This window comes from Salinarimonas soli (assembly GCF_008386575.1).
Lineage (GTDB): Bacteria > Pseudomonadota > Alphaproteobacteria > Rhizobiales > Beijerinckiaceae > Salinarimonas_A > Salinarimonas_A soli.
In genome coordinates, this window is the sequence record NZ_VUOA01000024.1 from 43,813 (window position 1) to 64,636 (window position 20,824).

At 72.2% G+C, this 20,824-nt stretch carries 15 protein-coding genes; 10 read left to right on the forward strand and 5 right to left on the reverse strand.

Annotation, left to right across the window (positions count from 1 at the left end; genetic code table 11):
• Positions 1-137 precede the first annotated feature (137 nt).
• The 3 genes from F0L46_RS13710 to F0L46_RS13720 are packed head-to-tail and all read left to right on the forward strand — an operon-like array spanning position 138 to position 2,926.
• Complete coding sequence (locus tag F0L46_RS13710) at positions 138-1,004, forward strand: metal ABC transporter permease (RefSeq protein ID WP_149818441.1); 867 nt, start codon at positions 138-140, stop codon at positions 1,002-1,004.
• A 3-nt stretch (positions 1,005-1,007) separates the two neighbouring features.
• On the forward strand, positions 1,008-1,922 hold the full coding sequence (locus tag F0L46_RS13715) for a metal ABC transporter substrate-binding protein (protein ID WP_149818442.1): 915 nt from the start codon (positions 1,008-1,010) through the stop codon (positions 1,920-1,922).
• A 47-nt stretch (positions 1,923-1,969) separates the two neighbouring features.
• Positions 1,970-2,926, forward strand: coding sequence for a CobW family GTP-binding protein (locus tag F0L46_RS13720; RefSeq protein ID WP_149818444.1), 957 nt, complete (start codon positions 1,970-1,972; stop codon positions 2,924-2,926).
• A gap of 243 nt (positions 2,927-3,169) precedes the next feature.
• Here the strand turns inward: F0L46_RS13720 and F0L46_RS13725 are convergent, their stop codons facing one another.
• Positions 3,170-4,084 carry a DMT family transporter gene (locus F0L46_RS13725; RefSeq protein ID WP_149818446.1) on the reverse strand — a complete coding sequence of 305 codons (915 nt, stop codon included), beginning with the start codon at positions 4,082-4,084 and terminating at the stop codon, positions 3,170-3,172.
• A 165-nt stretch (positions 4,085-4,249) separates the two neighbouring features.
• Between F0L46_RS13725 and F0L46_RS13730 the strand changes: the two genes are divergently transcribed.
• The 5 genes from F0L46_RS13730 (at position 4,250) to F0L46_RS13750 (ending at position 11,088) form a co-directional block, all read left to right on the forward strand.
• A complete protein-coding gene (locus tag F0L46_RS13730) occupies positions 4,250-5,419 on the forward strand; it encodes an enolase C-terminal domain-like protein (protein ID WP_149818448.1) in 1,170 nt (389 codons plus the stop codon).
• Positions 5,420-5,605: 186 nt separating this feature from the next.
• Positions 5,606-5,863 carry a PilZ domain-containing protein gene (locus F0L46_RS13735; protein ID WP_188311966.1) on the forward strand — a complete coding sequence of 86 codons (258 nt, stop codon included), beginning with the start codon at positions 5,606-5,608 and terminating at the stop codon, positions 5,861-5,863.
• 32 nt (positions 5,864-5,895) lie between these two features.
• The gene (locus F0L46_RS13740) at positions 5,896-6,171 is read left to right on the forward strand and encodes a DUF2189 domain-containing protein (RefSeq protein WP_149818452.1); all 276 of its coding nucleotides are present in this window, start codon (positions 5,896-5,898) and stop codon (positions 6,169-6,171) included.
• Between the two features lie 299 nt (positions 6,172-6,470).
• Positions 6,471-9,149 (forward strand): GAF domain-containing hybrid sensor histidine kinase/response regulator, encoded by a 2,679-nt coding sequence (locus F0L46_RS13745; RefSeq protein ID WP_149818454.1) that lies wholly within the window; start codon positions 6,471-6,473, stop codon positions 9,147-9,149.
• Positions 9,150-9,264: 115 nt separating this feature from the next.
• Positions 9,265-11,088 carry a histidine kinase famiy protein gene (locus F0L46_RS13750; RefSeq protein ID WP_149818456.1) on the forward strand — a complete coding sequence of 608 codons (1,824 nt, stop codon included), beginning with the start codon at positions 9,265-9,267 and terminating at the stop codon, positions 11,086-11,088.
• A gap of 4 nt (positions 11,089-11,092) precedes the next feature.
• Here the strand turns inward: F0L46_RS13750 and F0L46_RS13755 are convergent, their stop codons facing one another.
• Positions 11,093-14,095 (reverse strand): PAS domain S-box protein, encoded by a 3,003-nt coding sequence (locus tag F0L46_RS13755; protein WP_149818458.1) that lies wholly within the window; start codon positions 14,093-14,095, stop codon positions 11,093-11,095.
• 241 nt (positions 14,096-14,336) lie between these two features.
• Between F0L46_RS13755 and F0L46_RS13760 the strand changes: the two genes are divergently transcribed.
• Together F0L46_RS13760 and F0L46_RS13765 are read left to right on the forward strand one after the other, a co-directional pair.
• Positions 14,337-16,022, forward strand: coding sequence for a methyl-accepting chemotaxis protein (locus tag F0L46_RS13760; RefSeq protein ID WP_149818460.1), 1,686 nt, complete (start codon positions 14,337-14,339; stop codon positions 16,020-16,022).
• 91 nt (positions 16,023-16,113) lie between these two features.
• Positions 16,114-16,815: a glutathione S-transferase N-terminal domain-containing protein gene (locus F0L46_RS13765; RefSeq protein ID WP_149818462.1), complete on the forward strand. Its 702-nt coding sequence runs from the start codon at positions 16,114-16,116 to the stop codon at positions 16,813-16,815.
• 3 nt (positions 16,816-16,818) lie between these two features.
• Here F0L46_RS13765 and F0L46_RS13770 read toward each other — a convergent pair whose 3' ends face one another.
• The 3 genes from F0L46_RS13770 to F0L46_RS13780 all read right to left on the reverse strand — a co-directional run.
• Positions 16,819-17,706 (reverse strand): beta-keto acid cleavage family enzyme, encoded by an 888-nt coding sequence (locus F0L46_RS13770; protein ID WP_149818463.1) that lies wholly within the window; start codon positions 17,704-17,706, stop codon positions 16,819-16,821.
• Between the two features lie 78 nt (positions 17,707-17,784).
• Entirely contained in the window at positions 17,785-19,314 is a 1,530-nt protein-coding gene (locus tag F0L46_RS13775) for a catalase family protein (protein ID WP_240539990.1), read from the reverse strand.
• A 145-nt stretch (positions 19,315-19,459) separates the two neighbouring features.
• Positions 19,460-20,824 (reverse strand): DNA translocase FtsK (locus F0L46_RS13780; RefSeq protein WP_276315543.1); only part of this gene is annotated, 1,365 nt, incomplete at its 5' end.

Consider the following 20,824-nt stretch of genomic DNA (forward strand, 5'->3'; position numbering starts at 1 on the left):
GAGGTCGGGACGCCACCCGCCGACGGTCCAGAACAGGGCTGTAGCGGCCTGCGTGCTCCCGACCTCTCCGCCAGCTCCGACTTTGCGACCCCCACCCCCGACCCCTCCCCGCAAGGGGGAGGGGGGAGGGCGGGGGGATGACCCTCGACCTCCTCTCCCCCTTCACCGAGTTCGCCTTCATGCGGCGGGCGCTCGTGGGCGTGATCGCCATCGCGCTCGGCGGGGGGCCGGTGGGCGTGTTCCTCATGCTGCGGCGCATGAGCCTCACGGGCGACGCCATGGCGCACGCGATCCTGCCCGGCGCGGCGCTGGGCTATCTCGTGGCCGGCCTGTCGCTGCCCGCCATGACGGTCGGCGGGCTCGTGGCGGGGGTGATCGTGGCGCTGCTCGCGGGGCTCGTGGCCCGGGTCACGGCGCTCAAGGAGGATGCCTCGCTTGCGGCCTTCTACCTCCTGTCGCTCGCGCTCGGCGTCACCATCGTGTCCCTGCGCGGCTCCAACGTCGACCTGCTCCACGTCCTCTTCGGCACGGTGCTGGCGCTCGATGACGCGGCGCTGGTCCTGCTCGCCGGGATCGCCACCCTCACCCTCGTGACGCTGGCGCTTGCCTACCGCCCCCTGGTGCTCGACTGCGTCGATCCCGTCTTCCTGCGCTCCGTGAGCGGGGCCGGGACCCCGGCGCACCTGATCTTCCTCGGCCTCGTGGTGCTCAACCTCGTGGGCGGGTTCCAGGCGCTCGGCACCCTGCTCGCGGTGGGCCTCATGATGCTGCCCGCCGCCGCGGCACGGTTCTGGAGCGCCGAGATCACCGCCATGATCGTGATCGCTACGGGGATCGGCATTGTCTCGGGGATCGCGGGGCTCCTCCTCTCCTTCCATGCCGAGCTTCCCGCGGGACCCGCCATCATCCTCACCGCCGGGGGCGTCTACCTCGTCTCCCTCGTCGTCGGGCGGGAGGGCGGCCTGCTCTGGCTCGCCCGGCCGCGCAAGCACCTGGAGGCTTGACGCATGATCACGCGACGGACACTTCTCGCCGGGCTGTCCGGCCTCGCCCTCGCCGCCAGCGGCCCCGCGCGGGCGCAAGGCGCGGAGCGCATGCGGGTCACCGCCACCTTCTCGATCCTCGCCGACCTCGTCCGCCAGATCGCCGGCGACCGGGTCGAGGTCGCGGCGCTCGTCGGCCCCGACGGGGACGGGCACGTCTATTCGCCCACCCCCGCCGACGCCCGCCGCCTGACCGCCTCGCGCATCGTGGTGGCGAACGGGTTGGGCTTCGAGGGCTGGATCGACCGGCTCGTGCGGGCCTCGGGCACGAAGGCCACGATCGTGGAAGCCTCGCGGGGGGTGCGGACCCTCAAGGCGGCGGACGATCACGGCCAGGGCCACGCCCATGGCAGCGTCGATCCGCATGCCTGGCAGGACGTCGTTAACGTGAAGCTCTACGTGGCGACGATCCGCGACGCCCTCATCAAGGCCGATCTCCCCGGCGCCGACGGCTACCGGGCCCGCACGGACGCCTATCTCGCGGCCCTCGACGCCCTCGACCGGGAGATCCGCGACGCGATCGCCCGGCTCGCGCCCGACCGGCGCCGGGTGATCACCTCGCACGATTCCTTCGCCTATTTCGAGGCGGCCTACGGGCTCGACTTCGTGGCGCCCCAGGGCGTCTCGACCGAGGCCGAGGCGAGCGCCCGGGACGTGGCCCGCATCATCGACCAGATCCGCCGCGAGCGCATCCCGGCGGTGTTCCTCGAGAACGTGTCCGACCCGCGGCTCGTGGAGCGAATCGCGAAGGACACGGGCGCGGTGACGGGCGGGCGGCTCTATTCCGACGCCCTGTCGGGCCCAGACGGCCCCGCCCCCACTTACATCGACATGATGCGCCACAATATAAGGGCGATCAGCCAGGCGCTGTCGAGCTAGAGCGGCCGCCCCCCAGGCGGCCCAGCCCCGCGCCCCCGGAGCCTTCCATGACCGACAAGATTCCCGTCACCGTGCTCACCGGCTATCTCGGCGCCGGCAAGACCACCCTCCTCAACCGCATCCTCACCGAGCCCCACGGCAAGCGCTACGCCGTGATCGTCAACGAATTCGGCGAGATCGGCATCGACAACGACCTCGTCGTGGGCGCCGACGAGGAGGTGTTCGAGATGAACAACGGGTGCATCTGCTGCACCGTGCGCGGCGACCTCATCCGCATCATGGACGGCCTGATGAAGCGCAAGGGCAAGTTCGACGCGATCATCGTCGAGACCACGGGGCTGGCCGACCCCGCCCCGGTGGCCCAGACCTTCTTCGTCGACCAGGACGTCTCCGACGCCGCCCGCCTCGACGCCGTGGTGACCGTGGCCGACGCCAAGTGGCTCGCCGAGCGCCTCAAGGACGCCCCCGAGGCCAAGAACCAGATCGCCTTCGCCGACGTGATCGTGCTCAACAAGATCGACCTCGTCTCCGAGGCCGAGCTCGGCGAGGTGGAGGCGCGCATCCGCGCGATCAACCCCTATGCCCGCATCCACCGCACCCAGCGCTGCGAGATCCCCGTGACGGAGGTGCTCGACCGCAAGGCCTTCGACCTCGACCGCATCATCGAGATCGAGCCGGAGTTCCTGGAGGCGGGGCACCACCATCACCACGACGAGGAGATGCAGTCCTTCTCCTTCCGGGCGGGCGAGGTCGATCCGGCCAAGTTCATGCCCTGGATCACGGACCTCACCCAGCGCGAGGGTCCGAGCATCCTGCGCTGCAAGGGCATCGTGGCCTTCCCCGACGAGCCGCAGCGCTTCGTCTTCCAAGGCGTCCACATGATCCTCGACGGGGATCTCCAGGGTGACTGGGGCGACGCGCCCCGCGAGAGCCGGGTGGTCTTCATCGGCCGCAACCTCGACGCGGAAGCGATCCGCGCGGGCTTCATGGCCTGCGCTGTGTGACGCCCTCTCCCCTCTCCCATAGGGAGAGGGATGCACGAAGTGCTCCGGGTGAGGGGCTGGACGCTGATCCAGCAGTCTCCCCCCATGCTGAGGAGCGCTCGAAGAGCGCGTCTCGAACCACGCAGAGCGCTTCCACAGCCCTCCGGAGACCGCTGGAACGCCCTTCGAGGCCCACCTGCGGTGGGCACCTCAGGACGAGGGCGAGGGTGGGATCGGCGAGGTGGGAGCGGGCCTCCCGCGGTCTTACCGCCGCCGCTGCTCCGCCAGCCAGATGCCCCCGAGCACCAGGGTGAGCGCCAGGCCGTGGTACCAGCGGAAGGGCTCGCCGAGGATGCCGACCGCGAGGATCGCGGCGAAGACGGGGACGAGGTTGACGAAGAGGCCCGCCCGCCCCGGGCCGATGAGCTCGACGCCCCGGATGAACAGGATCTGCGACAGGAGCGAGGGGAAGAGCCCGATATAGACGAGGATCAGCCAGCCCTTCGGGGTGGGCCAGTGGAACGCGCCGCTCCAGGCCTCGTAGGCGACGAGCGGCAGGGAGCTGAGGCAGGCGGCCAGCGCCATGGCGGCGAACAGGGCGAGCCCCGAGACGGGGGGCCGGTTGCGTAGCGCCAGGGTGTAGAGCGCGTAGAGCACCGAGGCGAGGAGCATGTAGAGGTCGCCCGCGTTCACGGCGAGGGTCGCCAGCACGCGCGGATCGCCCCGCGCCGCCACCACCGCGACGCCAACCAACGTCAGCATGACCCCGAGCACCTGGACGCCCCGGATCGGCGTGCGGAACGCCACCAGCGCGCCGAGCAGCACCACGACGGGGATCGCGCCCTGGATGATGCCGAGGTTCACGGCCGCCGTATGATGGGCCGCGACGTAGAACAGGGCGTTGAAGGCCGTGAAGCCCATGGTGCCGAAGAGCGCCAGCGAGGCCCAGCGCGGCCGCAGCACCGGCCAGGCCTCCACGAGGTCGCGCCGGGCCACGACCGCGAGCACCGCCACGGCGATGAGCCAGCGCAGGGCGGTGAGCGCCATGGGCGAGACCTCGCCCACCGCGAGCCGCCCCGCCACGGCGTTGCCGCCCCACATGAGCGCGGTGAGCGTAAGGAGGAGATAAGGTTGCGACCAGGGGCCGGTCGCAGCCGTGGCAGAGGTGGAACGGGGCATGCGGGGGCGATGTCCTGCCGGGTGCGGGACCTTAGCCCGCGCGCCTACCCTCCTCAATGCGCACGACGCATGGGTGGTTCGCGTCGACAGGGCGGCCAGGGTCGGCCAATCTGCCCGTGAGGGGCCGCCGGCCCGGCCCTCGGTCACACGCCACGGGACCGCTCCATGCGCATCACCGCCATCCGCGACATCGTCGCGCCGATCAAATCCGACATCGCCAACGCCTATATCGACTTCTCCACCATGACGGCGAGCGTGGTGGCGGTCGTCACGGACGTAGTGGTGGAGGGCCGGCCCGTGGTGGGCTTCGGCTTCAATTCCAACGGCCGCTACGCGCCGCAGGGCCTCTTGCGCGAGCGCTTCATCCCCCGCCTCCTCTCGGCCAGGCCTGAGGACCTCCAGGGCGAGGACGGGCTCGTCGACCCGCACCGGGCCTGGGCCGCGATGATGCGCAACGAGAAGCCCGGCGGGCACGGCGAGCGCTCGGTGGCGGTCGGCGTCCTCGACATGGCGCTGTGGGACGCGGTCGCGAAGGCCAACCGCGTGCCCCTCTGGCGCCTCCTCGCCGACCGCTACAACGGAGGCGAGGCCGACGCGACGGCGTGGGTCTACGCGGCGGGGGGCTATTACTACCCCGGCAAGGGCCTGGAGGGCCTCCAGGACGAGATGCGCTCCTATCTTGACCGGGGCTATTCCACCGTGAAGATGAAGGTGGGCCTCGTGCCCCTCGAGGAGGACCTGGCGCGCATCGAGGCGGCGCTCGCGGTGCTGGACCACGACGGCTCGCGGCTGTGCGTCGACGTGAACGGGCGCTTCTCCCTGGAGGAGGCGATCCGCTTCGGCCACGCGATCGCGCCCTATAATCTTCGCTGGTACGAGGAGCCCGTCGACCCCCTCGACTACCTCGCTCACGCCGCGCTCGCCACGGTCTATGCCCCGCCGCTGGCCACGGGCGAGAACCTGTTCTCCATGCAAGACGCCCGCAACCTCGTCCGCCACGGGGGGCTGCGCGCCGACCGCGACATCCTCCAGTTCGATCCCGCCCTCTCCTACGGCCTCGTGGAATATCTGCGCACGCGCGACATGCTCGCGGCGCACGGCTGGTCGCCGCGCCGCTGCGTGCCCCATGGCGGGCACCAGTTCGCCCTCAACATCGCGGTGGGGCTGGGCTTAGGGGGCAACGAGAGCTACCCGGACGTGTTCGCGCCGTTCGGGGGGTTCGCCGACAGCGTGCCCGTGCGGGACAGCCGCGTCGCGATGCCCGACATCCCCGGCATCGGCTTCGAGGCGAAGAGCGCGCTCTACGCGGTGATGCGCCCCGTGGCGGAGGGTTAGACGTTCACCGCCCGTCAACCCTGCGGCGAGCGCGGCCTCCGGACGATCACGTAGAGGTGCCGAATCCTCCTCCGCGCCTGTGGATTTCCGGTGCGTCACATCGCCTAGCTTGCCGCCCGCATCGACGATCCGCGGCGCGCCCCTGGGACCCTGGCGCCTGCCCGTCGACCGATGGGCAGGGACGACATGCTGTTCGAGACCGACAATCGCCGGGAAAGCGCCCGCAAGCGGCTGGGAGCGCCGGCCCTGGTGCGCCTAGGCCACCGCATCCTTCGCTGCTCGGTGAAGGACATCTCGCGGACGGGGGCGATGCTGCTCTTCGACGAGGAGGTGGAGCTTCCCCCCGACTTCACGATGAGCTTCGGCGAGCGCCCCGGGACGCCGCGCTTCTGCACCGTGATGTGGCAGAACGGCCGCTCGGCGGGAGTGAGCTTCCGCCGCTAGGGCGAGACCTTCAGGCCCGACGGAGAACCGCCATGTCCCCGAACGACGCCGCGATCCCCTCCCCGGGTGCCCTGCGCGCCGCGCCGGAGATCCGCCTCGTCGCCTGGCGCGACGCGACCGACGCCCTGCGGTCCGGCTTCGCGGACTTTCGCACCGCGCCCGCCTTCGGCCTGTTCCTCGACGGCTTCCATGCGCTCGGCGGCCTTGGCCTCGTGGCCTGCCTCGCGTGGCTCGTGACCGTCACGCTCCCGGTGCTCGGCCACGCCACGTGGCACCTCTATCACCGTCTCGTCGCGCCCGAGGTCTAACGGGTGGGCGGGGCGCACCTTACGCTGCGTCATGTGCCCGCAGGCCGGAGACATCGCAACCAAGCCATCCCCCGCTCCCGGAGCGTTGGCCGCCACGGCCTTCGCGGCTCCCGTGCCGAGGCGGCGGGAGGCCCCGAACCGGGCCTGCGGACGGCCGGGCGCATTGACGACGCGGCGCGTTCGTGCGACCCGATCAGCATGGCCGTTTGCAGTTCGATGATCTCCTGGCTGATGTCCGATCGCGGCACGTTGGCTCCAGGGACGGGGTGGATTGGCGTTCACGTGGGTGAGCCCGCCTGATGTCGGCTGCGCCGGGTGCCGCGCTCTCCGACACCTGCCCCGCCGGAGGCGGGATGGCGGCCCGGATTCGCGGGCACGATTGGGCCGCGACCCCGCTGGGCCCCCTCCCGTCGTGGCCGTCCACCTTGCGCTCGGCTCTCGACCTGTGCCTCAGCGCCGCCTTCCCCACGGCGGTCTATTGGGGGCCTGATCTGCGCCTCTTCTACAACGACGCCTGGGCGCCGATCCCCGCCGAGCGCCACCCCTGGGCCCTCGGCCGCCCGGCCGTCGAGGTCTGGAGCGACATCTGGGAGGTGGTGGGGCCGCAGTTCCGGCACGTGCTGGAGACCGGCGAGGGCTTCTCCACCTTCGAGCAGATGCTGCCCATCCGCCGCGGCGGGCGGGTCCAGGAGACCTTCTGGAACTACAGCCTCACTCCCATCCGGGGCGAGGACGGCACCGTGACGGGCGTGCTCAACCAGGGCCACGAGATCACGGACCAGGTCCATGCCACCCGGCGCCAGGCCTTCCGCCTCGACCTGGAGCGGCGCCTGCGCGACATCGGCGAGCCCGACGACGTGATCGCGACCGCGCAGGCGCTCCTCGGCGAGCATCTGGGCGCGAACCGCGTGGGCTACGGCGAGGTCGACGCCGGGGCGCTCCGCTACTTCACCACCACGAACAACTGGACGGACGGCACCGTCCCCCCGCGGCACGGCACCCACGACCTGGAGGCCTTCGGGCCGGAGATCCTGGGCGCCCTGCGCCGGGGCGAGACCCTCGTCATCGACGACGTGCGCGCCGATCCCCGCACCGCTATGCCCCGTGCCGTGGCCGCCTTCGCGGCGATCGAGACGGCGTCGGTGGTGACGAGCACGCTCCTCAAGAACGGACGCATGCAGGCGGCGCTCTACGTGCATGCCCGCGAGCCCCGCTCCTGGGCCCGGGGCGACGTCGCCCTCGTCGAGGAGGTGGCGGAGCGCATCTGGAGCGCCGTCGAGCGCGCCAACGCGGAGGCCGCGCTTCGCACGAGCGAGGAGCGCTACCGCTCGCTCGTGGAGGCCACCGCGGCCATCGTGTGGGACGCGCCCGCGAGCGGCGCCTTCGAGGAGCCCCAGCCGCACTGGTCCGCCTTCACGGGCCAGAGCTGGGACGAGCTCAAGGGCCACGGCTTCCTCGACGCCATCCATCCCGAGGACCGGGACCGGGTCGCGGATCTCTGGGCGCGGGCGGTCGAGACCCGCTCGCCCTACGAGGCCGAGTACCGCCTGCGCCGCCGCGACGGCGCCTACCGCCACATGCTGGCCCGCGCCGTGCCGATCCCCGACAAGAGCGGCGCCGTGGGCAGCTGGATCGGCAGCCACACCGACGTCCACGACCTGCGCGTCGCCGAGGCCGAGCTGCGCCGCCTCAACGAGACGCTGGAGACGCAGGTCGACAACCGGACCGCCGAGCTCCTCAAGGCCGAGGAGGCCCTGCGCCAGGCGCAGAAGATGGAGGCGATCGGCCAGCTCACGGGCGGCGTGGCGCACGACTTCAACAATCTTCTCACCGTGGTGACGGGCAGCCTCGACATCGCCCGCCGCAGCCTCGCGGCAGGGGACGAGGCCCGCACGCAGCGCCTCATCGACAACGCCCTCAAGGGCGCGCAGCGCGCCGCCGCCCTGACCCAGCGGCTGCTCGCCTTCTCCCGGCGCCAGCCGCTCGCCCCCCGCGCCGTCGACGTCAACGAGCTCGTCACGAGCATGGGGGCCGATCTCCTGGCGCGCACGCTCGGCGAGGCGATCCACCTCGAGACGGACGCGGCGCTCGACCTGTGGCCCGCCGTCGCCGACCCCAACCAGCTCGAGAACGCGATCCTCAACCTCGCGGTGAACGGGCGCGACGCCATGGCCGAGCGCGCCGAGGCCCGCCTCACCATCCGCACCGCCAACCGCGAGATCGACGCCGGCATCGCCGCCGCGGCCGGGATCGCCCCGGGGCGCTACGTGGAGATCGCCGTCTCGGACACGGGGGCTGGCATCCCGCCCGAGGCCATGACCCGGATCTTCGAGCCCTTCTACACCACCAAGGAGCAGGGCAAGGGCACGGGGCTTGGCCTTCCCACGGTGTTCGGCTTCATGAAGCAGAGCGGCGGCACCGTGCTCATCGACAGCGTGGTGGGCTCCGGCACGACCGTGAAGCTCTTGCTGCCCGTCGCCGAGACCAAGCCCGCCGCCGTTCCCGTCGCGCGCCAGGGGCTGGCTCAGGGCGTGGCCGAGGACGTGCGCCGGGCCGACGGCGGCCCCCTCACCGTGCTCGTGGTCGAGGACCAGGAGGCCGTGGGCGACCTCGCCGAGGCGGTGCTCGTGGATGCCGGCTACCGGGTCCTGCGCGCGCCCGACGGTCCCCGCGCCCTGGCGATCCTCGCCGACCCGGCCGGCGCGGAGGTGGGCCTCCTGTTCTCCGACGTGGTGATGCCCGGCGGCATGAGCGGGCTCGACCTCGCCCGCGAGGTCGGCCGGCGCCGCCCGGACCTGCCCGTCCTGCTCACCACGGGCTATGCCCACGCCTCGCTCGGCCTGCACGGCGACGCGAGCCGCGGCGCCGAGTACCCGGTGCTCGACAAGCCCTACCGCCGCTACGATCTCCTGGCGAAGGTGCGCGACGTGCTCGGCGACCAGGCGGCGCCCGCGCGCTCCTGGCGCTCGACCGGGTGACGGGCCGGACGGCCTTGCCCGGTGGGGCCGGGGCATGGCATCGAAGGGCTTGGAACGAGGAGCCGCGGGACGGGCTCCGGGCGCGAGAGGCGCCGCAGGGGAGAAGGCAGGCGTGATGGACGACGAGACCGCCAAGGACAACCGCCCGCCCCATAGCGGGGACGGCGAGCCCTATGCCGAGAGCGTCGACCGCACATCGGGCAAGGGCCAAAGCGAGGGCGTGCCCGCCGCCGGCCTGCCCGACGAGAGCTCCTACTCGCCCACCGGCGGCCCTGGCGTCCTGCACTGGCAGGAGGGCACGATCACCCGGCCCGGCCTCGACGATCGCGGGGGCGTGTTCTTCGCCGCGATCGAGATGACGCGCATGCCCATGATCCTCACGGATCCCAACAGGCCCGACAACCCCATCGCCTTCGCCAACCGCGCCTTCCTCGACCTCACGGGTTATGCCGAGGACGAGGTGGTGGGGCGCAATTGCCGCTTCCTCCAGGGCGCGCAGACCAATCCCGACACCGTGTCCGAGCTGCGCGACGCGGTGCTCGCCAAGCGCGCGATCTCGACCGAGATCCTGAACTACAAGCGCGACGGAACGCCGTTCTGGAACGCGGTGTTCGTGGGGCCCGTCTTCGACCGGGGCGGCAAGCTTCTCTACTTCTTCGCCTCGCAGCTCGACGTCACCCGCCGGCGCAGCAGCGAGCAGGCGTTCCGGCAGGCGCAGAAGATGGAGGCGATCGGCCAGCTCACCGCCGGGCTCGCGCACGACTTCAACAACCTCCTGCAGGTGGTCGAGGGCAACCTCGAGATCGTGGCCGACGATCCCCTGACCGACCGTCAGCGCCGGGCGCTCGACACCGCGATGCGGTCTGTCGAGCGGGGCTCGCGGCTCACCCGCCAGCTCCTCGCCTTCGCGCGCCGCACGCGCCTGGAGCCCAAGCCCATCAACCTCAACGCCCTCTTCATCGAGTTCGGGGACATGCTCTCCTCGACGCTCGGGTCGTCGGTGGAGCTCGTCCTCAACCTGAAGCAGCGCCTGCCCGCCTGCCTCGTCGACCCGACCCATCTGGAGATGGCGCTCCTCAACGTGCTCATCAACGCCCGCGACGCGCTGGGCCCCAAGGGCGGCGTGGTCACGGCCTCGACGGAGCTCGTGCGCCTCGACGCCGACACGGAGGCGCACGAGCTGCCGCCGGGCGAGTACATCGCCCTCTCGGTGCGCGACGAGGGCCCGGGAATGCCCCCCCGCGTGCTGGAGCGCGCGACCGAGCCGTTCTTCACCACCAAGGAGGTGGGCAAGGGCACGGGCCTCGGCCTCGCGATGGTCCAGGGCTTCGTGCAGCAATCGCGCGGGCGCCTGGAGCTCGACAGCACGCCGGGCCGGGGCACCACGGTGCGGATGCTGTTTCCCACCACCGCCCAGGCGGAGGCGCTCGCCGCCGAGTCCCGGTCGCCGGCGTCCACGGGCCGCGCGCTGCAGGACGATCCCCGCGGCATGGCGGAGACGATCCTCGTGGTGGAGGACAGCGACGACGTGCTCGATCTCGCCCGCAACCACCTGTCCAATCTCGGCTACACGGTGCTCACGGCGCGCAGCGGCGAGGAGGCGCTCGCGGCCTACGAGGCGGCGGGCGGCCATGTCGACATCCTGTTCACCGACATCGCCATGCCGGGCGGGATCAACGGCCTCGTCCTCGCCCAGCGCCTGCGCGAGCGCCAGCCCGGCCTGCCCGTCCTGCTCACCACGGGCTACAACGACGAGCTCGTGACCGACGGGCCCGGCGCGCCCGGCATGGACGTCCTGGGCAAGCCCTATCGCCGCTCGGAGCTCGCCGACCGGGTGCGGGCGGCCCTGAACCAGGCGGCGGCCCGGCACGCCCGGGGCGAGACCGTCGAGGCGCCCCGGCGCCAGCCCCGCCAGCCCAACCCCGCCGCCGAGGGCTGAGTCCCTAGCGCGGGCGGCGCGACGCGATGCGCCGCAGGACCCGGGAGAGCTCCTCCACGGCATAGGGCTTCTGCACGAGCTCGAAGCCGTGGCGGCCCTCCTCGGCCAGCACGTGGCTGTAGCCGGAGGTCAGGATCACGGGCAGGTCCGGGTGCCGACGCCGGATCTCCTGCCCAAGCTCGACGCCGCTCATGCCGGGCATCACCACGTCGGTGAACACCACGTCGAAGCCGTCGGGGGCGGCGGCGAGGAGGCGCAGGGCCTCGTCGGCATTGGCGGCCCAGGTGGTCTCGTAGCCGAGATCCTCCAGGAGCTGGGTCGAGAACCGGCCCACGTCCACGTTGTCCTCCACCACGAGCACCCGGCGGCCCCGCCCCGCCTCGGGGGCGTCCGCGGCAGGCCCGCTCGCCTCCGGCGCGGGCGCGGTCTCGACGCGCGGCAGGTAGAGAATGAAGGTGGTGCCCTCCCCCACCCGGCTCTCCACCGCCACGTCGCCCCCCGACTGCTTGGCGAAACCGTAGACCTGCGACAATCCCAGGCCCGTGCCCTTGCCCACCTCCTTCGTGGTGAAGAACGGCTCGAAGATGTGCGGCAGCTTGTCGGGCGCGATGCCCGCGCCCGTGTCGGTGACGGAGACCGCCACGAAGGCGCCCGGCCCGCCCGCGTGCCCCCGCAGGGCCGGCATCTCCTCCACCGCCCGGATGCCGATCGTGAGCGTGCCCTCCCCGTCCATGGCGTCCCGGGCGTTCACGGCCATGTTGACGAGCGCCGTGTCGAACTGCGTAACGTCGGCCTCGGCGAAGCAGCGCTCGCAGGCCGCGTCCGTCGCGATGCGGATCCGGCCGCCCACGATGGTGCGCACCATGTCGTCGATCCCGCCGAGCCGCGCGGAGACGTCGAACACCTCGGGCTTGAGCGCCTGGCGGCGGGCGAAGGCGAGAAGCTGGCCCGTGAGCTTCGAGGCCCGGTCCACCGTGTCGGAGATCGCGTCCACGTAGCGCCGGCGCCGGTCCTCGGGGAGGTCGCGGCGGCGCAGGAAATCCGTGGAGGAGCGGATGATCGTCAGCAGGTTGTTGAAATCGTGCGCCACGCCCCCGGTGAGCTGGCCGATGGCCTCCATCTTCTGCGCCTGGCGCAGGGCGGCCTCCGCCCGGGCGAGATCGCCCGTGCGCTCGACGATCCCCGCCTCCAGGGTGGCGTTGAGGCGGCGCAGCCCGTCCTGGGCCGCGATGCGGGCGGTCTCGTCGCGCAGCGTCAGGACCGCGCCCACCCGTTCCCCCTCGGGCGTGACAATCGGGCGGGCGCTGCCCACCGCGATCACCTCGGGCCCGCCGGGCCGCCGGATGCGCCAGAGGGCGTCCTCCACGGTCTCGCCCCGCACCGCCCGCGCCAGGGGCAGGCTGTCGCTCGGATAGGGCAGGCCGTCGTCCGTGAACAGGTGGTAGCTCTCGGCGTAGGCCTCGGGCGCCACATGGAGGCTCGAGACCCCGTGCAGGCGGGCGGCCGCCTCGTTGACGAACACGATCCGGCCGGCTGCGTCCGTCACGACGACGCCCTCGGCGAGCTGGGCCAGGATGGCGGAGGTCCGGGCCGCCTCGCGCTCGGCCTCGAGCCGCGACTCGTGCAGCGCGATCTCCGCCGCCTTGCGCTCGCTCACGTCGAGCACCACCCCCACGTAGCGGGAGGGCCGGCCGGCGTCGTCGCGGTGGATCTCGGCGCGCAGCATGAGCCAGCGATGGCGCCCGTCGGGCCCGACATAGCGGTATTCCACCTCCGCGAACCGCTCGCCTCGCGCCACGAGCTCCCGGCCGAGCGCCTGCAGGCGCTCGCGCTCGCCAGGATAGTAATGGGCCCGCAGCTCCTCGGCCGTGGGCGTGGCGTCCAGAGGGAAGCCGAGCAGCCGGTTCAGCTCGGGGGAGGAGGTGACCGTGTCGGTGGCGAGATCGAGCTCCCACACGGCCATGCGCCCGGCCTCGATGGCGAGCCGGAGGCGGCGTTCGCTCTCCGAGAGCGCCGCCTCGGCCTGCGTGCGCTCGATGGCGGAGGCCGCGCATTGGGCGAGCTGGATGACGATGGCCTCGTCGGCGTCGTCGAAGTCGCCTTCCATCTTGTCGGAGAGCTGGATCAGCCCGAGATTGCGCCCGTCGGCGCCGACGAGCGCCGACGCGAGCCAGCCCCGCATGGGCGGATGCGCGCCCGCCTGCCCGCCGAAGCCCCGCCAGCGCGGATGCGCCTCGATCTCGGCCTGGGTGAGCCTGACGGTCCGGTTGCCCTCGCAGACCCAGGCATAGATGCCCGATCCGTCCGTGACCCCGGCATAGGATCGCCAGGGCGCATAGGCCTCCGAGAGCGAGACCGCGTTGATGGCCTGCGACCAGTCGGGGCCTCGGGTGAGGCTGCACACGGCCAGATGCGCCCCGATGATGGTGCGGGCCGCGTCCGTGATCGCCTGGAGGGTGGTCGGCAGGTCCCGCGCGCCCATGACCGAGCGCGCGGCGTCGGCGAGCGCCTTCATCTGCTCCAGGCGCCGGATGCGGTTGCGCCCCGCATGGAGCTGCTCGGTCCGGTCGCGCACGATCTTCAGGAAGCCCCGGGTGCCGCCGCCGGGGCCATTCAGCGGCATCATGAGGCCGCTCACCCAGCGGCGCGAGCCGTCCTTGTGCAGGTGCCAGCGCTCGTCGACCGCGCGCCCCTGCGCCGAGGCGTCGTCCATCTCGGCCTCGGGCGCTCCTGCCTCCCGGTCCTCTGGCGTGAAGATCATCCGGGCATCCTCGCCCACGGCCTCCGCTTCGCTCCAGCCGAAGAGACGCCGGGCGCCCTCGTTCCAGCCGGTGACCCGGCCCTCAAGATCCGTGGTGAGGATCGCGAACGCCGTGGCGCTCTCCAGCACCAGGGCCTCGCCCGGCTCGTCGCGCGCCTCCTTCAGCGCGGCGACCTGCGCCCGCAAGACGGTATTCTCGGCCCGCAGCGCCTCGAGATCGTCGCCGGAGGGATGATCGCGCGGCATCGCTCAGCCCCTGGCCCATATGGCCGGCCTGCCCGGGCCGGGTATGCGGAGCGGACCTGCCTGGCGAACCGATGGGAGCGAACGAAACCGGGCCATCACAGGGCCAACGCGGGGCTTGCCCGAGGGTTGCGGATCATGGGCCCGACGCCCGTATGGTTCCGCCAATAAACGTAGTTTTCATGGATCGTTCCTTATGTGGGGCGGGCATCCTGCCCGCTCTCCCTCGCGCCCCGAGCTCCCCATGCTCCGTTCCCTCACGATCCGCGCCAAGCTGATCGGCGCCTTCTCGTTCGTTGCCGTTCTGACCCTGGCGCTGGGGCTCGTGGCCCTCGACGGCGTGAAAACGCTCACGGCCAGCACCCGCGACATCCAGACGAACTGGCTGCCCAGCGTGCGGTGGTCGGGAACGCTCAACGCGAACACGAGCGACTACCGGGCCTCGGTGCTCCAGCACGTGGTCAACACGGATCCGCGCGCCATGCAGCGGATCGAGGACGAGCTGAAGCAGCAGGCCGAGGGGATCGCGCAGGCCCGCAAGACCTACGAGCGGACGATCAGCTCTCCCGAGGAGCAGGCCCTCTACGACGAGTTCGGCCGGCACTGGTCGGACTTCATCCGCGAGGCCGGCGTCGTCCTCGAGGCCTCGCGCCGCAACCAGACCGAGGCGGCGCAGGACCACTATACCCGCCGGGTGCAGGGGCCGGCGCATGCGGCGGACGTGGCGCTTGAGAAGATCATTGCCCTCAACCTGAAGGGCGCCGACGCGGCCGGAGCCCAGGCCGAGGCCGCCGACGTCTCCACCCGCACCCTCGTGTGGACCATGCTCGGGCTCGCCGTGGCGCTCTCGGCCGTGATGGCGTTTGCGATCGTGCGCACCATCACGGGCGGCATCGCCTCGGTGGTCGCGCCGATGCAGGCGCTCGCCGCGGGCGATCTCGCCGTGGAGATCCCCTCGCGCGGCGCCCGCACCGAGATCGGCGTCATCGCCGACGCGGTGCAGGTCTTCAAGGACGCCCTCCTGGAGCGCCGGGCGCTGGAGCAGGAGGCGAAGACCCGGGAGGCGGGCGAGGCCGCGCAGAAGAAGCGCATGATGAACGAGCTCGCCGCGAGCTTCGAGGCGAAGGTCGGCGGCCTTGTCGAGCACCTCTCGGCCGCCGCGAGCGAGATGGAGGCGACCGCCCGGTCCATGTCGACCACCGCCGACGAGACGAACCAGCAATCCGCGGTCGTGGCCGGCTCCGCCGAGGAGACCGCCACCAACGTGCAGGCGGTGGCGACCGCCACGGAGGAGCTTGCCTCGTCGGCCGGCGAGATCGGCGCCCAGGTGGCGCGCACCACCTCGGCTGCCTCGCGGGCGGTGGAGGACGCGCGGCGGACCAACGAGACCGTCCAGACGCTCGCGGCGGGCGCCCAGAAGATCGGCGACGTGGTGAAGCTCATCTCCGACATCGCGGGCCAGACGAACCTTCTCGCGCTCAACGCCACGATCGAGGCGGCGCGGGCGGGCGAGGCGGGCCGGGGCTTCGCGGTCGTGGCCTCCGAGGTCAAGGCGCTCGCGGGCCAGACCACCCGCGCCACCGACGAGATCGGCACGCAGATCGGCGCCATCCAGACCGCGACCGACGAGGCGATCGCCGCGATCCAGACCATCAGCGCCGCCATCGAGAGCATGCACGCGATGGCGCTGAGCGTCTCGGCGGCGGTGGAGCAGCAGCAGGCGGCCACCCAGGAGATCGCCCGCAACGTCTCGCAAGCCGCGCACGGCACCGAGGGGGTGACCCGCAACATCGCGCATGTGCAGAGCGCGGCCCACCACACGGGGAGCGCGGCGACGCAGGTGCTCGCGGCGGCGGGCGAGCTGTCGCGCAACGCCGCGACCCTCTCGCGCGAGGTGTCGGGCTTCGTGGCGGGCATCCGGGCGGCCTGAGCGGCGGGTTCGCGCAAGGGCAGGCTTGCACGCTTGCCGCTTGGCGGGCGGCCCAGGGTCGGACAAGCTCTCCGCTTTCCTGGAGTGCCCCATGTCCGACCTCGACGCCTTCCCGATCACCCGCCGCTGGCCCGCCCGCCATCCCGACCGGCTCCAGCTCTATTCCTGGCCGACGCCCAACGGCGTGAAGGTCTCGATCATGCTGGAGGAGATCGGCCTTCCCTACGAGCCCCACGGGGTGAATATCGGCCAGAACGAGACCTGGGGGCCGGAGTTCCTGTCCCTCAATCCCAACGGCAAGATCCCCGCGATCCTCGATCCCGACGGCCCCGGCGGCCGGCCTCTCGCGCTGTTCGAGTCCGGGGCGATCCTCGTCTATCTCGCCGAGAAGACCGGCAAGCTCCTGCCCGCCGATCCCGCACGGCGCTATGAGACGTTGCAGTGGGTGTTCTTCCAGATGGGAGCGGTGGGGCCGATGTTCGGCCAGCTCGGCTACTTCCACAAGTTCGCGGGCCGGGAGATCGAGGACAAGCGGCCGCTCGAGCGCTACCGCGCCGAGTCGCAGCGCCTGCTCGGCGTGCTGGAGGGCCGGCTCGCGGGGCGGGACTGGATCATGGACGAGTACTCCATCGCCGACGTCGCGCTCCTGGGCTGGGTGCGGGGGCTCGTGGAGTTCTACGGGGCGGGCGATCTCGTGGGCTACGGCGAGCTCAAGGCTGTGCCCGCCTGGCTCGCCCGCGGGCTGGCGCGTCCGGCGGTGCAGCGGGGCCTCGTCATTCCGCCGCGAGCCTGACGCCTAGCGGGCGTCCAGCGCGCCGGCCGTCTCGCGGATCCGCCGCGCCTCGGCCGGCCGTCCCCCGGCCCGGCTCACCTCGCGCGCGGCGTGCTCGACCCACGCCACGTTGGCTCGCGTCGTGCCCCAGGGCGCGTCCTCCAATCCGACGCGCACATGCCCGCCGCGGGCCGTTGCGGGTTCGATCAGGGGCGTGACGTCGACGCCGAGGCCCGCCACCATCCAGGGCGCCCCCTTCGCAGCCTCGGCGAGCAGGGCGAGGTGCGCGTCGAGAAAAGCGGGCCTGGGCGGGGCGCCCCAGGCGAACTCGTCGGAGAACATGAAGCGGTAGACGGGGGTGGGCAGGCGCGGGTGGCGCGCCGCCATGAGGGCGCCAAGCCGCGTGAAGCCGAGCTCGTAGACTGCGTAGCTCGGGCGGACCCCATGGGCCTCGCAGATCCGCAGGCCCTCCGCGACATGGTCCTCGGGGTTGAGATAGACGAAACCCGGCTCGCCCCGGGCGGCGTCGAGACGGGTGAAGTTCACGCTGCCGGGATCGACCACCGCCCATTCGACGAGGCCCCGGCGGGCGAGCTCCGAGAGATGAGCGTAGCGCTCGGCCGCTCCGCGCAGCTCCCCCGCATAGCCCGAGCCCGCGATGGGGATCGTCGGATAGACGATCGCGTCGACCTTCGAGCGGATGCCCTCGATGATGCGGGCATAGGTTTCCCAGTCGTCGCGCTGGCGCCCGGTCGCCTCGTCGAAGGCGTGGGCGTGCACGATCGCGGCCCCGGCCCGGGCGCAGGCGATGCCTTCCGCCACGATCTCCGCGACGCCGAGCGGCGCGAGCGGCTGGCGCTCCCGTCCCCAGGGCCCGTTGAGGGCTACCTCGATCCAGACGTCCCGTGTCATGCGCAGCCCCTCAGGCCAGCGGCCGGAGCCGCAGCGGGAGCCTAGCCGATCCAGCGTCCCGGGGCACGCCGGCCCGCGTCAGGCGCTCGCGCGGCGCGGAGGCCGATGCGCCTCCGCCGCGAGGGCATGGACCGCGCCGCCCGCAAGGGCGCCGAGGCACAGGCCCGCGAGCGCCCCCAAGGCGCCGCGCGGCGGCGCGCTCCCGCAGGCCGCCCGGAACCCGATGCCGAACGCCGCCGCCTCGCGGATCGGCGCGCCGCCTGAGCGCGCCAGGGCATAGCCGATCCCGCCCGCGACGGCGGGCAGCGGATCCAGCGCCGCCCCCTCTCGTGCATTCCCGTTGAGGACGAGCCGGCCCGCCGCGACGGCGAGGCCCATGCCCGCGCCCGCGAACAGGGCCCGCGCCACGTCGCGCATCGGCGGCCCGACGACGCCCGGGATCGCGTCCGGCGTGCCCGGGCGCCGTCCCTCCCGCCCCGGACTGGTGCCGTAGACCTCGGCGGGCGCCGTCGGCAGGCGCATGGGCCCGCGCGGCTCGTGGATGGGGCAGCCGTTGTGGCGGGCCCGGAAGGCGGCACCCTCGGGGTAGGCGTCGCGCCGGGCGCGGTTGACGGCCCCGAGGGGCTGGTGCGCCGCCAAGCCGTTCCACGGGTTGAAGGCGAGCCCGTCTTCCACCGCCCGCGCCCGCGCCTCGCTCCAGGCGGGCTGCGGCGGCACGACGAGGCGCGCCACCGTCCGGTACGGGCTCTCCCGCTCCGGCCAGATCACGGAGGCGTCCTCGATGGGCATCGTGGCGGGATTGGTCCGCAGCTGCACCCGCAGCTCCCAGACGCCGCCCCCGTCGCGGAAGAAGCGGATCAGCTCCTCGCGCAACCCGTTCGGCCGGCCCCACAGGTCGACGGGGCGGTCCTTGAGGGCGCGCAACGCCGGGGTCGCAGGCGCAAGCGCGAGCTTCGCGACATGGTCGCCATAGCGGAACGGCACCTGGCTGTAATAGGTGTCGCCGAGGGGATGGCTCAAGGGATGCCCGCCTATGGTGGTGAGCGTCCAGGCCCGCAGGCCCAAAGCTTTCAGCGCCGCGACGAGGGGCCGGAGCGCCGCCCCGAGCGCCTTCTTCCAGACGAGGCCCGTATCGGTGGTGAGGTCGACCATCGTCATGTTGCGCACGAACACTTTGAGGTCGGGCTCGGTGAAGGCGGGCTGGTTCACGAGCACGAGATCCTGCGTCGTGTGCCCCTCGGCGCCGGGCAGGCGCTCGCCCTCGACCCCGATGATCTTGATTGCGAAGCCGCGGGGCACCGACACGTCGTCGTCGATCACGTCGCCCCGGTTGACGGACAGGCGCATGACGGCGGGATAGCGGCCCGGCCGCGCGAACAGGCCTTGGGCGAGCTCAGGGGGCAGCCCCTCCGCCACCTCCAGCTCGCCCTCGAGCAGGCCGTGGCTCTTGGTGTGGATGCCCCGCATCGCGTGGCCGTAATGCCCGAGGGTGGTCTCCTGGATGTCGCGGAAGAGCCGCCGCAGGGTGAGGGCGAGCGCGGCCTCGCCGAGCTCTGGCCGCTCGATCGCGGGGTCGTAGCGCAGCGGGCGGACATCGGGAGGGGTCATGCGTCGGGCTCCGGTGGGTGGGGGTGAGAACAGCCCCGCCGTCGCCCGGTTGCGCCACGCCGCCGCGCCTTCCCACGTCCGATCGTCGCACCGGCCCTCAAGTCCTGAGCGAGGGGAGAGGGCGAGCCCCCTCCCCTCGCCCGTCTCAGTCCGACGAGGCGTCCCCGCCTTCCATGAGGATCTCCCGCTTGCCGGCATGGTTCGCCGGCCCCACCACGCCCTCGCGCTCCATGCGCTCCATGAGCGAGGCGGCGCGGTTGTAGCCGATCTGGAGGCGACGCTGGATGTAAGAGGTCGAGGCCTTGCGATGGCGCAGGACCACGGAGACCGCCTGCTCGTACAGGTCGCTCGGCTCCAGCCCCATGTCGGCGGCGTCGAACACGGGCATCTCGGCCGCGGCCTCGTCCTCCTCCTCGTCGCAGGTCACCGCGTCGAGATAGACGGGCTTGCCCTGCTGCTTGAGGTGGGCCACCACCTTCTCGACCTCCTCGTCGGAGCAGAAGGGCCCGTGCACGCGGGTGATGCGCCCGCCGCCCGCCATGTAGAGCATGTCGCCCTGGCCCAAGAGCTGCTCGGCCCCCATCTCGCCTAGGATCGTGCGCGAGTCGATCTTGCTCGTGACCTGGAAGGAGATGCGGGTCGGGAAGTTGGCCTTGATCGTGCCCGTGATCACGTCCACGCTCGGGCGCTGCGTCGCCATGATGATGTGGATGCCGGCTGCCCGCGCCATCTGGGCCAGGCGCTGGATCGCGCCCTCGATCTCCTTGCCGGCCACCATCATCAGGTCGGCCATCTCGTCCACGATCACCACGATGTAGGGCAAGGGCCCGAGATCCATCACCTCGTCCTCGTACACCGCCTGGCCCGTCTCCCGGTCGAAGCCCGTCTGCACGGTCCGCGTGATCGTCTCGCCCCGCGCCACCGCCTCCGCCACGCGGGCGTTGAAGCCGTCGATGTTGCGAACCCCCAGCTTCGACATCTTCTTGTAGCGGTCCTCCATCTCGCGCACCGCCCATTTGAGCGCGATCACCGCCTTCTTGGGGTCCGTCACCACGGGGGAGAGCAGGTGGGGGATGCCGTCGTAGACGGAGAGCTCGAGCATCTTGGGGTCCACCATGATGAGGCGGCACTCCTCGGGCTTGAGCCGGTAGAGGATGGACAGGATCATGGTGTTGATCGCCACCGACTTGCCCGAGCCCGTGGTGCCGGCCACCAAGAGGTGGGGCATGCGGGCGAGGTCCGCGATGACGGGCTCGCCGCCGATGGTCTTGCCCAGGCACAAGGCGAGCTTCTGCTTGGTGCCCTCGAAGTCGGCCGAGGCGAGGAGCTCGCGCAGGTACACGGTCTCGCGCTTGACGTTGGGCAGCTCGATGCCGATGGCGTTGCGGCCCTGGACCACGGCGACGCGGGCCGAGACGGCGCTCATGGAGCGCGCGATGTCGTCGGCGAGCGCGATCACGCGGCTCGACTTCGTGCCCGGCGCAGGCTCAAGCTCGTACAAGGTCACCAC